The following is a 13,221-nucleotide window of genomic DNA, read 5'->3' on the forward strand; positions in this document are numbered from 1 at the left end:
GTGACCATCCACTCCGAGCACCCGTTCCTGCCGCCCGAGGGCGAGCGCGACCCCGTACGCCGCTTCCGCGGCCGGCTCGCACAGGCGGTCACGGTGTGCACCGCAGGCACGGGGGAGGGCCGCGTCGGACTGACCGTCTCGTCGCTGGTCCTGGCCGACGGGGACCCGGCGCACGTGCTGCTGCTGGTCGACGAGGACAGCGACCTCGCCGACGGGCTGGCGCCAGGGGAGCCGCTCGTGGTCAACGTGCTGGGAGCGCGTGACCGGGCCCTCGCGGACCCGTTCGCCGGGACGGCGCCCGCACCCGGCGGGCCCTTCACCCTGGGTCGCTGGCGCGCGACGGCGTACGGCCCGGTGCTCGAGACGGCGACCGCGTGGCTGGGCGCTCGGGTCGCCTCGGAGCCGCGCCAGGTCGGCTGGCCGCTGCTCGTCGACGCCGCGGTCGAGCACGTCGAGATCGGGGACGACGCGGCGGCGCTCACGCACCTGCGCGGGCGGTACGTGGACCTCGGCTGACGCGGGATCTAACAGTGCTTGTACAAGTGCTGTTAGATTGTCGCGATGACCACGCCCGACCCGACCGACGAGAACTTCTGGCGCCCCCTGCGCGACCTGCAGGACGCCATGGACGCGGATCTCGCCGCGCTCTACCGAGACCGGGGCCTCGCCGTACGCCCGCGGCTGACGAAGCCGCTGATCAAGCTCGCCCGCGGTGGTCCGATGACCATCCGGGAGCTCGCCGACGCCCTGGGTGTCACCCACTCGGCGGCGAGCCAGACGGTGGCCGTGCTGCGCGAGGACGGCCTCGTCGCGTCGTCGGCGGGCCGTGACGCCCGGACGCGGGTCGTGAGCCTCACGGAGCGGGGGCACGACCTGGTGCCGCTGCTCGAGGCCGAGTGGCGTGCGACCGAGCGGGCGATCGCCGAGCTGGACGGGGAGGTCCCGTACTCGTTGCTCGCCGTGGTCGCCGACTTCGAGCGGGCGCTGCGGCGACGCTCGTTCAAGGAGCGGGTCGCGGACCTGCTCCCGGGCGCGGGCGCGGAGTGAGTGCGCGAGGCCGCCTGATCGACGTCGCGCCGCTGCGCACCGGGCGGGCGTTCCGCCGGCTCTGGCTAGGAAGCTTGCTGGCGGCGCTGGGCGGGCAGATGAGCATGGTCGCCCTCCTCCAGCAGGTGTGGGACCTGACGGGCAGTGCCGCACTCATGGGCACGCTCGGGCTCGCCCACGCCGTGCCGATGGTCGTGCTCGGCCTGTACGGCGGTGCGCTGGCCGACTCCTACGACCGCCGTCGCGTCGTGCTCGCGACCACCGGAGGCGCCTCCGTGGTCGCGGTGGCGCTCGCCCTGCAGGCCGCGGCCCGGGTCGAGGCTCTCGCCGTCGTGCTCGCCCTGGTCGCCGTCCAGGCCGGGTGCGGGGCGCTCGGGGCGCCGGCGCGCCGTGCCCTGATCGCCCGGCTGCTGCCCGGGGACCAGGTGGCCGCCGGCGTCGCGGTCACCCACGTCGGGTTCCAGGTGGCGATGCTGGTCGGACCCGCGCTGGGCGGCGTGCTGGTCGCCGTCGGCGGGACCGCCTCCTGCTTCGCCGGCCAGGCCGTGCTCCTGGTCGTGGCGTGGGGGACGACCCGCGGGCTCCCGGCCGTCCCTGCTCGAGGGGACGGGGGAGGGGTGCAGGATCGGGTGCCGCGGCAGCGCGCCGCCGTCCGGCGCGGCCTCGCGTACGTGGTGCGGTCGCCCGCGCTGCGCGGTGCCGTGCTCACCGACGTGCTCGCGACCGTGCTCGTGATGCCGGTGTCGCTCTTCCCCGTGGTCGTGGACGCGCGCTTCGGCGGCGACCCGGCGGTCACCGGTCTGCTCCTGTCCGCGGTCGGGGCAGGGGGCATCCTCGGCGGGCTCGCGTCCGGCGTCGCGTCGCGGGCCGAGCACCCGGGCCGCGTGATGGTCGTGGCGGCGACGACCTGGTGCGCCGGGGTCGCCGCGTTCGGCGCCTCACCGTGGCTCCTGCCGGCGCTGGCGGCCCTCGCCGTCGCGGGAGCGGCCGACACCCTGGCGGTGATCGCGCGCGGCGTGGTGACGCAGCTCGCCGCGACCGACGGCTACCGCGGCCGCGTCTCGTCGGTGGAGCACGTCGTCGGGGTCGCCGGACCGGACCTGGGCAACGCCCGCGGGGGAGTGGTCTCCGGTCTCACCTCGCCCGAGGTCGCCCTGGTCTCCGGCGGCCTCGTCGGTGCGGCCGGCGTGCTCGCGGTGGCGGCGACGCACCCCGCGCTGCGCGCCTTCAGCCGCGCGTCGCCCGCCGTCCCGCACGCGCCGCGAAGGCGTCCAGCGCGTCGATGACCTCGGGGCACTGCCACACGCGGTTGCGGGCGCCGGTGCCGACCTGGACCAGGATGCCCGCCTCGACGAGACGGTCGATCGCACCCTGGGCGGCGACGTCGCTGATGCCGAGCTCGCGCGCGACCAGCGGGTTGTCGACCGCCGGGTGGCGGACCAGCAGCGCCGGCATCCGGTGCACGGCGGCATGCCGGCGGGCGACGACGCGGGCCGTCCAGTCGTCGCGCAGGGCGAGGAGCTCGGCGACCAGCAGGTTGCCGTTGGCGATCGCGCGCAGCGTCGCGCCGGCCATCTCGGACACGATCGGACCCGGGTCGCCGGCCCGGTAGGCACCCAGTGCGGAGAAGTAGCGCGACGTGTCGGTCAGCAGCCCCGCCGAGATCGGCACCGTGACCCGCTGGGAGACGCCCTTCCCGCGCAGCATGGCGTGCACGAGCGCCCGTCCGGTGCGGCCGTTGCCGTCGGTGAACGGGTGGATCGTCTCGAACTGCGCGTGCGCGAGCGCGGCCTGGACCAGCACCGGCAGGTCGTCGCGGGCGACGAAGGCGAGCAGGTCCGCCATCGCCTCCGGGACCCGGCTGTGGTGAGGCGGCACGAACTCGGCGGCGTGCGGCCCGTACGAGGTGCCGCCGACCCACACCTGCTCCTCGCGCCAGCGTCCGGCGTGCCCGGGGTCGCTGTCGGCGAGCAGCGTGCGGTGCAGGGCCAGGACGGAGTCCAGGTCGAGATGGTCGGCCAGGGCGAGAGCGGCGCGCATCGTCGCCACGTTGCGTGCGACCAGGCGTGCGTTCGGGCCGGCGGTGGCCCCGATCTCGGCCAGGGCCAGCTGGCGGGCGCCCGCGGTGAGGTTCTCGATCTGGGACGACGAGGCGGACTCGCTGCGGAGCAGGATCGTGCTCATCGGCCCGAGCTCGGTGACGTCGCCCGCGGACTCGGGCTCGTGGACGTCGCTGAACGCGCGCGACACCGACGCGTCGAAGCGGGCGACCTCGACCGCGGCCTCCTCCGCCTCCGCGACCAGGGAGGAGTCGAGGTCGACCGCGAGAGCGGCGATGGGCGGGACCACGGCCGCCTGGTACGGACCGGCGTGCCGGCGCCGCTGCGTGCGCGAGATGCCGGAGTCGGGCAGGCGGGTCCACGGGTGGTCCTCCCACCCCAGAGCCGGCCACGGAACCTTCTCCATGGGGGCATCTTACCGAAGGTTTCGCATTTTACCTTCGGTAGCTGACGTGCGCCCGCTCGCTCACGACGCGAGCGCGGCCCGGATGCGCCCGGCGTACGCGTCCGCCTCGCCCGCGGCGTACTTCGTGCGCGGCCAGAAGAACCCGCGCAACCCGTCCCCCTTGGTCCGGGGGACGACGTGGACGTGCAGGTGCGGCACCGACTGCGAGACCACGTTGTTCTCCGCGACCCACGTCCCCTGCGCGCCGAGGACCTCGGGCAGCGCCCGGGCGACACGCTGGACGACCGCGAAGTACGGCCCGAGCCGGTCGGACGCGAGATCGGGCAGCGTCACCACGTGGGCGCGCGGGACGACGAGGACGTGGCCCTTGAACACGGGACGATGGTCGAGGAACCCGATCGTGTCGGCGTCGTCGTACACGATGGGGGCGTCGAGCTCGCCTGCCACCACCCGGCAGAACGTGCACGACGGGTCGTACGACGGGTCCTTCACCGGTCCGGTCCACGCAGACATGGAGGCATCGAACCATGACGGCACGGCTGTCACCCGACGACCTGGCGCGTCGCACGCTGGCGCGTCAGCTGCCCGAGCCGAGCGGCACGGGCGTCGCCGACCTCGTCGCGCTGTACGCCGCGCTCGGGCCGGTGCAGACCCAGGTCCCGCGCGCGGCGTTCCTCTTCGCCTCCTCGCGCCTGCCCGGCATCACCCACGAGACCGTCGTCGAGGCGTTCGAGTCGTACGCGCTGGTCAAGGGCACGACGCTGCGCGGCACCGTCCACAGCTCGACGGCGCGCCACCACGCCTGGTCGGCCGCTGTGGCCGGCCCGCGCCTGGGGATGGCGCTCCCGAAGGCGCTGCGGCTCGACCGCCTCACGACCGACGACGTCCGCGCGGAGACGGCGTCGTACGCCCGCGACGACTGGCGCGACCGCGACGCGCTCGTCGAGCACGTGGCGCGCTGGCTCGCCGAGCGGGAGTCCGACGGCCACGGCGTCGTGGCGGACTCGCACGCGCGCAACCTGCTCTGGGGCTCCCCGCAGCTGGTCCGACGACCCCCCGACCGTCGCTGGCACACCCGCACGGACACGCAGCACCGGCTCGCCACCGAGGTCTACGCCGTCGACGCCGCCGACCACGACCCGGAGGTGGCGCGGCGGGAGCTGGTGCGCGTCCACCTCGCGTCGTACGGCCCGGTGACCCGGCGCGACGTCGCGTGGTGGCTCGGCGACACCCTTCGCCCCGTGGACGCCGCGATCGACGCGCTCGGCGACGAGGTCGTGCGCTTCGAGGGGCCCGACGGCCGGGTCTACCTGGACCTCGCCGACGCCCCCGACGGGAGCACGTACGACGGAGGGCTCCGGCTGCTGCCGGAGTTCGACGGGCTGCTGCTCGGCTTCGAGGGCACGGGGCCGGAGCGGGCCCGGTTCACCACGCCCGACAACCACGAGCGGATCTTCAACCGGGTCAACGGCACGACGACGCCGATGGTCCTCGACGGGACCCGCATCGTCGCGCAGTGGCGGATCGTCCCGCGGGGGAGCCGCGTCGACGTCGAGGTGATCCCGCTGCCCGGGGAGCGGGCCCCCGACGAGGCGGCGGTCGCGAAGGCCCTGCCTGCGGTGGAGGCGGTCCTGGCGACGACGGTGGCGGACCTGCGGACGACCGCGTGAGCCGCGGCGAGCGTTCGGAGACCGGTCCCGCGCCGTTCATCCTGCGTTCCTCAGGCGTTGCCCGCGCTCGGAGAGGGTGAGGCGACCATCCCCCCGACCGAGGAGCCCCTGTGTCCCGCCTGCTCCGCCGCAGTGCCGGAGGCGTCGCCGCCGTCGCGCTGATCGCGGCGTTCGTCCCCGCCGCCTTCGCCGAACCCGGCACCCGTGCCGACCACGACCGTCACGGCCCCGGGAAGTCCGCCGCGAAGGCCACGGCCTTCCACCGCACGGCGACGTACCCGGTCTACCGCAACCTCCCCGCCGACGTCGCGAGCACCGACGAGACCGTCGCCGAGATCTCCGACGTCTCCCCGGACGGGCGGACCCTCGTCTACACCGACGCGCCGGGGAAGCGGATCGGCTTCCTCGACATCTCCGACGCGTCGCGACCCCGCGGCCTCGGGACGCTCTCGCTCGTCGAGCTCGGCGATGCCGACGACCAGCCCACCTCCGTCGCGGTCGTCGGCCGGTACGTCCTCGTCGTGGTCGACACGAGCACGTCGTTCACCGACCCCTCCGGCCGGCTCGACGTCATCCGCCTGTCGGACCGCTCGCGCGTGCGCAGCATCGACCTCGAGGGTCAGCCCGACTCGATCGCGGTCAACGCCGACGAGACCCTTGCGGCGGTCGCGATCGAGAACCAGCGCGACGAAGAGGCCACCCCGCCCGGTGGGAAGGAGGGCGACCTGCCCCAGGCGCCGGCCGGCTTCGTCCAGGTCCTCGACCTCGACGGCGCGCCGGCGACGTGGTCCGCCGACCGTGTCGACCTCGTCGCCCCGGACGGCAGCGCGCTGCCGGAGCTGGTGGAGGCCGGGCTCGCCGAGCCGACCGACCCCGAGCCGGAGTACGTCGCGATCAACGGCCGCGACGAGCTGGCCGTCACGCTGCAGGAGAACAACGGCGTCGCTCTGATCGACCTGCGCAGCCGCCGGCTCACCTCCGTCTTCTCCGCGGGGACGGTCGACCTCGACGGGATCGACGCCACCAAGGACGGCGTGATCGCTCCCGACGACAGCCTCACCGGCGTACGCCGTGAGCCCGACGCGATCGCGTGGGTCGACGACGACCACCTGGCCACCGCCAACGAGGGCGACTGGAAGGGCGGGTCGCGCGGCTGGACGGTGTTCGACATCGACGGCGAGGTCGTCTGGGACGCCGGCAACACCCTCGAGCGGGCGGTGGTCCGCCACGGCCTGCACAACGAGGACCGCGCCGCCAAGAAGGGCACCGAGCCGGAGGGCATCGCGGTCGCGACGATCGGCGGGACGCGCTACGCGTTCGTCGGCTCGGAGCGCAGCAACGTCGTCGCCGCGTACGACGTCGCCGACCCGGCCCACCCGGTGCTGCGCCAGATGATCCCGACCACGAACGGCCCCGAGGGCCTGCTCCCCGTCCCCGAGCGCGGACTGCTCGCCGTCTCCAGCGAGACCGACGACGCGAGCGTCGGGGTCCGCGCCTCGGTGGGCCTCTACCGACTGGGCAAGGGCGCGGCGGAGTTCCCGTCGATCGTCTCCGGGGACGCCGACGGAGCGCCGATCGGCTGGACGGCACTCGGCGCGCTGTCCGCCGACCCCGCGAGCCCGAAGCGGCTCTGGACCGCCTCCGACGCCGCCCTGAAGACGGCGCGGCTCTACTCCGTCGACACGTCCGCCACGCAGGCCCGCATCACCCGCGCGCTCACGGTGACCGACGGCGGCAAGCCCGCGGCGCTCGACGTCGAAGGCGTGTTCGCCCGCCCGCAAGGTGGCTTCTGGCTGGCCGCCGAGGGTGCGACCGGACCGCAGAACGCCCTGGTGAGGACCGACGGAGCGGGCGCCGTCCAGGAGCGCGTGGCGCTCCCGGCCGACGTCTCCGCACACGTCGGCAAGTGGGGTCTCGAAGGCGTCACGGCGACCAACGACCGCGGCGGCGAGCACGTGTGGGTCGCGCTCCAGCGTCCGCTCTGGACCGATCCGGCCAGCACCGCGAGCACGGTCGACGGCGCCGACGTGGCCCGGATCGGACGGTACGACGTCCGCGACCGGTCCTGGCACTGGTACGGCTACCGCCTCGAGGCTCCCAGATCCGCGGCCGACTGGATCGGCCTGTCGGAGATCACCGCGGTCGACGGAGACACGCTCGCCGTGATCGAGCGCGACAAGCTCAACGGTCCCGCGGCGAAGGTCAAGCGCGTCTACACCGTCGACATCCCCGCGCGGGAGTCCCGCGACGGGATCACGATGCTGCGCAAGCGGCTGGCGTACGACGTCCTGCCCGACCTCCGCGCGACCCGCGGCTGGACGCAGGAGAAGCTCGAGGGTCTGACGATCGGCGGCGACGGGCAGGTCTACGCCGTCACCGACAACGACGGGCTCGCGGACGCCACGGGCGAGACGGTGTTCCTGCGGCTCGGGAAGTCCCAGGCGGTCTTCCGCGGGGCCGGCGCGGGTCGCGGCGGGCGGTGAGCCTCCAGCGCCCTGCCTCTTGAGGCTCCGTGGGTGGGTGGGTGTCATGGCCTAAGATTCAATGACGCCCACCCACACCCGCGGAGGACCATGAGCACGCTCGATCGGATCAGCCAGCCGAGCGATCTGAGGGATCTCAGCGACGCCGAGCTGGACGAGCTCGCCGAGGAGATCCGCGAGCGCCTGATCGTCGCCGTCGCCGCCCACGGGGGCCACCTCGGCCCCAACCTGGGGGTCGTCGAGCTGACGATGGCGATCCACCGCGTGTTCGACTCCCCGCGCGACCGGGTCGTGTTCGACACCGGCCACCAGGCCTACGTGCACAAGATGCTGACGGGGCGGGCCTCCGCCTTCGACCAGCTCCGGATGGAGGGTGGCCTCTCGGGCTACCCGAGCCAGGCCGAGTCCGACCACGACGTCGTGGAGAACTCCCACGCGTCGACCAGCCTCTCGTACGCCGACGGCCTCGCGAAGGCCAACATGGTCACCGGACGTCCGGACCACGTGGTCGCGGTGATCGGCGACGGCGCCCTCACCGGCGGCATGGCGTGGGAGGCGCTCAACAACATCGCGGCCGACGCCGACCGGCGCCTCGTGATCGTCGTCAACGACAACGGCCGCTCCTACCGGCCGACGGTCGGCGGCCTCGCCAACCACCTCGCGCGGCTGCGCACCAACCCCCGCTACGAGCCGGCGCTCCGGGCGGTGCGCGAGCGCCTCACCAACACCAACAACGCCGTCGGCCAGGCGACGTACGAGGCCCTGCACGCGATCAAGAAGGGCCTCAAGGACGCCCTCTACCCGCAGGGGATGTTCGAGGACCTCGGCCTCAAGTACATCGGGCCCATCGACGGCCACGACCGTCCCGCGGTCGAGAAGGCCCTCACCCAGGCCCGGACCTTCGGCGGCCCCGCGATCGTGCACGTCATCACGACCAAGGGCCAGGGCTACGACATCGCCGTGGCCAACGAAGAGGACCAGATGCACCAGGCCAAGGCGTTCGACCGCCTGACCGGGGAGGCGCTGGCCGTCGAGCCGACCTCGTGGACGTCGGTCTTCCGCGACGAGCTGGTCCGCATCGGCGACGAGCGCCACGACGTCGTCGCGATCACCGCGGCGATGCTCTCGCCGACCGGCCTGGACGCGTTCGCCGACAAGTTCCCCGAGCGCACCTACGACGTCGGCATCGCCGAGCAGCACGCGGTCACCAGCGCCGCGGGTCTCGCGCTCGGCGGGCTCCACCCCGTCGTGGCGGTCTACTCGACCTTCCTCAACCGCGCCTTCGACCAGGTGCTGCTCGACGTCGCCCTGCACAAGTGCGGTGTCACCTTCGTGCTCGACCGCGCCGGCGTGACCGGCGACGACGGCCCGAGCCACAACGGCATGTGGGACATGTCGATCCTCCAGGTCGTGCCGACGCTGCGGCTGGCCGCACCGCGCGACGGCTCCCGGCTGAGGGAGCTGCTCCGCGAGGCCGTCACCGTCGAGGACGCCCCGACCGTCGTCCGCTTCCCCAAGGGCGGCGTCACCGCCGACGTCGACGCGATCGGCCAGGTCGGCCGCTGCGACGTGCTGCTGCGCGACGGTGCCGAGGACGTCCTCGTGGTCGCTGCCGGCCCGATGGTCCGCCAGGCGCTCGACGCCGCCGCGCTGCTGCGCGCACAGGGGATCGGTGTCACCGTCGTCGACCCGCGGTGGGTCAAGCCGCTCGACCCTGCGCTCGTCGACCTCGCGGCGCGCCACCGGCTCCTCGTGACCGTCGAGGACAGCGGCCGCGTCGGCGGGATGGGCTCGGTCCTCACGCAGATGCTCGCCGACGCCGACGTCCGCACCCCGGTGCGGGTCCACGGCGTGACCCAGGAGTTCTTCGACCACGCCAAGCGGGACGTCCTCCTCGAGCGGATGGGCCTGACCGGCGAGGCGATCGCAGCCGACGCGCTGGCGCGGCTCTGAGCTGACGGCGGGGCCGGCTCTCCGAACTGCCGCCTCCGTCGTCACGCGGCATAGTGGCCCCGAGGGAGGGGGACCACGATGGCCAAGAGCGAGCTGTTCCGCACGAAGTCCGTCGAGCAGTCCATCCAGGACACCGACGATCCCGACACCAAGCTCAACCGCAACCTGGGCGCGATCGACCTGATCGTGTTCGGGGTCGGCGTCATCATCGGCGCCGGCATCTTCGTCCTGACCGGGCAGGCGGCGGCGACGACCGCCGGTCCTGCGATCGCGATCTCGTTCCTGGTGGCCGCGCTGGCGTGCGGCCTCGCGGCGCTGTGCTACGCCGAGTTCGCGTCCACGGTGCCGGTGGCCGGGAGCGCGTACACGTTCTCGTACGCGACGTTCGGCGAGCTGATCGCGTGGACGATCGGCTGGGACCTCGTCCTCGAGTTCACCGTCGGCTCGGCCGCGCTCGCGTCCGGGTTCTCGTCGTACTGGAACAACCTCGTCGAAGGCACGTTCCTGGAGCTGCCGGAGCAGCTGCGCTCCGCCGCGGGCACGGGCGTCGTGGACATCCCGGCGATCGTGATCTCGCTGCTCGTGATGTGGGTGCTGGTCGTCGGCATCAAGTTCTCCAGCCGGATCAACCAGGTCGTCGTCGCCATCAAGCTCGCCGTGGTGCTGCTCGTGATCATCGCGGGCATCAAGTACATCGACGCGCAGAACTGGTCGCCGTTCGTGCCGCCGGCCGAGCCGCCCGCCGGCGGCGAGGGCGGTTGGCTGAAGGTGCCGCTGATCCAGACGCTCCTCGGGCTGGAGCCCGCGGTCTTCGGCGTCGCCGGGATCTTCGCCGGTGCCGCGATCGTCTTCTTCGCCTTCATCGGCTTCGACGTGGTCGCCACCACGGCCGAGGAGACCGAGAACCCTCAGCGCAACGTCCCCATCGGCATCTTCGGCTCGCTCGCGATCGTGACGGTGCTCTACATGGCCGTCAGCCTCGTGATCACCGGCATGCAGAACTTCCGCGACATCGACCCGAACGACGGCGCGCCGCTCGCGACCGCCTTCGACGCGGTCGGCGTCACGTGGATGGGCGACGTGATCTCCGTCGGTGCCTGCATCGGGCTCGTCGTCGTGGTGATGATCCTGATGCTCGGGCAGACCCGGGTCGCGTTCGCGATGGCCCGCGACGGCCTGCTCCCGCGCTGGCTGGCGCGGACGCACCCGACCCACCGGACGCCGTACCGGATCACCTACATCACCGGCATCGCGGTGGCGGCGATCTCGGGCTTCGTGGACCTCTCGACGCTCGCGGACCTGGTCAACATCGGGACCCTCTTCGCGTTCGTCCTGGTCAGCGTCGGGATCGTGATCCTGCGCCGGACCCGGCCCGACCTGCCACGCGGCTTCCGGGTCCCGGCGGCGACGCTGGTCGCGGTGCTGGCCGTCATCGCCTGCGTCTACCTGATGCTGAACCTCGTCGGCGAGACCTGGGTCCGGTTCCTGGTGTGGATGGCGCTCGGGTTCGTCGTCTACTTCGCCTACGGGCGCCGGCACAGCCGGATCGGGAGGCCCGCGGGCCGGACGGCCGCCGAAGGAGCGCAGACGCCTCCGACGTAGGCTTGAGGGCGTGCCCCCGACCCCCGCAGGCGAGGTCGGTCGGCCCCGACCCGGGGAATGCGGCACGTCCGGTCGACGTTGGGAGGTGTCGTGATGCGGAGGTTCTTCAGCGGGTGGAGGCGGACCAGCCCGGGCTCGGACGTGTTCGACGGCCTGCCTGACGGCGTCAAGCCGACCATGATCTACGCGTTCGACGGGTTCCTCAACGCGGGCTCGGCCCCGAGGATCGCGCTCGAGCACCTGGAGTCGCGCGACGAGGGCGAGGTCCTGCACGAGTTCGACCTCGACGACTACTTCGACTACCGGGCGCGGCGTCCTCCCATGGTGTTCGACCGCGACCGCTACGCCGACTACGAGCGTCCGTCGATCGAGCTGCGGCTCCACCACGACGACCACGGGGCGGCCTTCCTCGTCCTGACCGGGCCCGAGCCCGACTTCCGGTGGGAGCAGTTCACCGAGGAGGTGCACGAGCTCGTCGAGGAGTACGGCGTGGAGCTCGTCGTCGGCCTCGGTGCGGTCCCGATGGGCGTCCCGCACACCCGGCCGTCGGTGATCACGAACCACGCGAGCCGCCGCGACCTCCTCGACCGGACCAACATGTTCCGCGCCCAGGTGGTCGTCCCGGCAAGCATCCAGTCGGTGCTGGAGCTGCGGCTCGGCGAGTGGGGCCACGATGCTCTGGGCTACGTCGCGCACGTGCCCCAGTACGTCGCCCAGGTGGAGTACCCGAGCGCCTCGGTCGCGCTGCTCGAGGCCGTCGCCGGCCGTACGGGGCTGCAGTTCGACCTCGAGGAGCTCCGGCTGCAGCAGGCCGAGGCCGTCGCCGACATCCACAAGCAGGTGGAGGAGCAGGACGGCGGCGACGTGCTGGCCGGCCTGGAGCGCCAGTACGACCAGATGACGCGGTCGGCCGTCGAGCCGATCGTCACCGACGAGGCCGACCTGCCTACCGGCGACGAGCTGGGGGAGCAGTTCGAGGAGTTCCTCGCCAACCTCGACCGGCGCGAGCCCAACGCCGGCGAGTAGTCGCTCACACTTCGTCACCCCCGCCGCCCGGCGTCGCGGTGCACGGGAGGCCGTCGTGAGACGATGACCTCCGTGCCCGCAACCATCGAACAGCTCGTGGACCTCCTCGACCTCGAGAGGCTGGAGGAGGACCTCTACCGGGGGACCCACCCCGCCGGGAGCACGTTGACCCGGGTCTTCGGCGGCCAGGTGGCCGCCCAGGCGCTGATGGCGGCCTCGCACAGCGTGCCAGAGGACCGCGCGGTCCACTCGCTCCACGTCTACTTCCTGCTCGGCGGCGACCCGAGCGTCCCGATCATCTACGACGTGGAGCGCATCCGCGACGGCGGCTCGTTCTCCACCCGGCGGGTGTCGGCGCGTCAGCACGGCAAGGTCATCTTCTACATGACGGCGTCGTTCCACCGCCACGAGGACGGCTACGAGCACCAGAACGCGATCCCCGAGGTGCCGCCGGTCGAGTCGACCCCCGCGCTGTCGGAGGTGCTCGGCTTCGTCGACGAGCGGGCGGCGGAGCACTGGCGCACGGAGTGGTCCGCGCTCGACGTCCGCTACGTGGGCGACAACCGCGACGCCGACGACCCGGCTCGCAAGCTCGTGCCGTCGATCCAGCGCCTGTGGCTGCGCGGCGCCGGCGACCTGCCGGACGACCCGGTCCTCAATGCGTGCGTGCTGACGTACATGAGCGACCTGACGCTGCTGGGCAGCTCGCTGGTCGTCCACGGGCTCACGATCGGGTCACCGCGGATCCAGCCGGCCTCGCTCGACCACGCGGTATGGTTCCACCGGCCGGTGCGCGCGGACCACTGGATGCTGTACGACCAGGTGTCCCCGTCGGCGATCGGTGCGCGCGGCTTCGCGACCGCCAACATCTTCGCCGAGGACGGCGCCCTCGTGGCGTCGGTGGCGCAGGAGGGCCTGATCCGTCCGGTCAAGCCCCGTCCGAAGGCCTGAGAAGCCGCCTCGCGCCCGCGCGT

Annotated in this window: 11 protein-coding genes; 9 read left to right on the forward strand and 2 right to left on the reverse strand. The window is 73.2% G+C overall.

Annotated elements, in window-relative coordinates; genetic code table 11:
* Genes ACQSSQ_RS22755 through ACQSSQ_RS22765 form a run of 3 tightly spaced genes read left to right on the forward strand, consistent with a single transcriptional unit; the run spans nt 1 to nt 2,333 of the window.
* Entirely contained in the window at nt 1-516 is a 516-nt protein-coding gene (locus ACQSSQ_RS22755; RefSeq protein WP_431329436.1) for a flavin reductase family protein, read from the forward strand.
* A 45-nt stretch (nt 517-561) separates the two neighbouring features.
* A complete protein-coding gene (locus ACQSSQ_RS22760) occupies nt 562-1,047 on the forward strand; it encodes a MarR family winged helix-turn-helix transcriptional regulator (protein WP_431329437.1) in 486 nt (161 codons plus the stop codon).
* The gene (locus ACQSSQ_RS22765) at nt 1,044-2,333 is read left to right on the forward strand and encodes an MFS transporter (protein WP_431329438.1); all 1,290 of its coding nucleotides are present in this window, start codon (nt 1,044-1,046) and stop codon (nt 2,331-2,333) included. The genes ACQSSQ_RS22760 and ACQSSQ_RS22765 overlap by 4 nt, the downstream gene beginning before the upstream one ends.
* Here ACQSSQ_RS22765 and ACQSSQ_RS22770 read toward each other — a convergent pair.
* The gene (locus ACQSSQ_RS22770) at nt 2,275-3,513 is read right to left on the reverse strand and encodes a Fic family protein (protein WP_431329439.1); all 1,239 of its coding nucleotides are present in this window, start codon (nt 3,511-3,513) and stop codon (nt 2,275-2,277) included. The two genes, ACQSSQ_RS22765 and ACQSSQ_RS22770, sit on opposite strands and share 59 nt — an antisense overlap.
* 60 nt (nt 3,514-3,573) lie before the next feature.
* Nucleotides 3,574-4,026, reverse strand: coding sequence for an HIT family protein (locus ACQSSQ_RS22775; RefSeq protein ID WP_431329440.1), 453 nt, complete (start codon nt 4,024-4,026; stop codon nt 3,574-3,576).
* A gap of 14 nt (nt 4,027-4,040) precedes the next feature.
* On the opposite strand from ACQSSQ_RS22775, the gene ACQSSQ_RS22780 reads away from it, so the two are divergent.
* The 6 genes from ACQSSQ_RS22780 to ACQSSQ_RS22805 all read left to right on the forward strand — a co-directional run bounded on the left by ACQSSQ_RS22780 (nt 4,041) and on the right by ACQSSQ_RS22805 (nt 13,198).
* Nucleotides 4,041-5,183 (forward strand): DNA glycosylase AlkZ-like family protein, encoded by a 1,143-nt coding sequence (locus tag ACQSSQ_RS22780; protein ID WP_431329441.1) that lies wholly within the window; start codon nt 4,041-4,043, stop codon nt 5,181-5,183.
* 110 nt (nt 5,184-5,293) lie between these two features.
* Nucleotides 5,294-7,666 carry an esterase-like activity of phytase family protein gene (locus ACQSSQ_RS22785; protein WP_431329442.1) on the forward strand — a complete coding sequence of 791 codons (2,373 nt, stop codon included), beginning with the start codon at nt 5,294-5,296 and terminating at the stop codon, nt 7,664-7,666.
* A 90-nt stretch (nt 7,667-7,756) separates the two neighbouring features.
* Nucleotides 7,757-9,619: a 1-deoxy-D-xylulose-5-phosphate synthase gene (gene dxs / locus ACQSSQ_RS22790; RefSeq protein ID WP_431329443.1), complete on the forward strand. Its 1,863-nt coding sequence runs from the start codon at nt 7,757-7,759 to the stop codon at nt 9,617-9,619.
* 78 nt (nt 9,620-9,697) lie between these two features.
* The gene (locus tag ACQSSQ_RS22795; RefSeq protein ID WP_431329444.1) at nt 9,698-11,221 is read left to right on the forward strand and encodes an amino acid permease; all 1,524 of its coding nucleotides are present in this window, start codon (nt 9,698-9,700) and stop codon (nt 11,219-11,221) included.
* Nucleotides 11,222-11,314: 93 nt separating this feature from the next.
* Nucleotides 11,315-12,247: a PAC2 family protein gene (locus ACQSSQ_RS22800; protein ID WP_431329445.1), complete on the forward strand. Its 933-nt coding sequence runs from the start codon at nt 11,315-11,317 to the stop codon at nt 12,245-12,247.
* Between the two features lie 72 nt (nt 12,248-12,319).
* A complete protein-coding gene (locus ACQSSQ_RS22805; RefSeq protein ID WP_431329446.1) occupies nt 12,320-13,198 on the forward strand; it encodes an acyl-CoA thioesterase in 879 nt (292 codons plus the stop codon).
* The last annotated feature ends 23 nt before the right edge of the window (nt 13,199-13,221 follow it).

Source organism: Mumia spirodelae (assembly GCF_050632745.1).
Taxonomy (GTDB): domain Bacteria; phylum Actinomycetota; class Actinomycetes; order Propionibacteriales; family Nocardioidaceae; genus Mumia.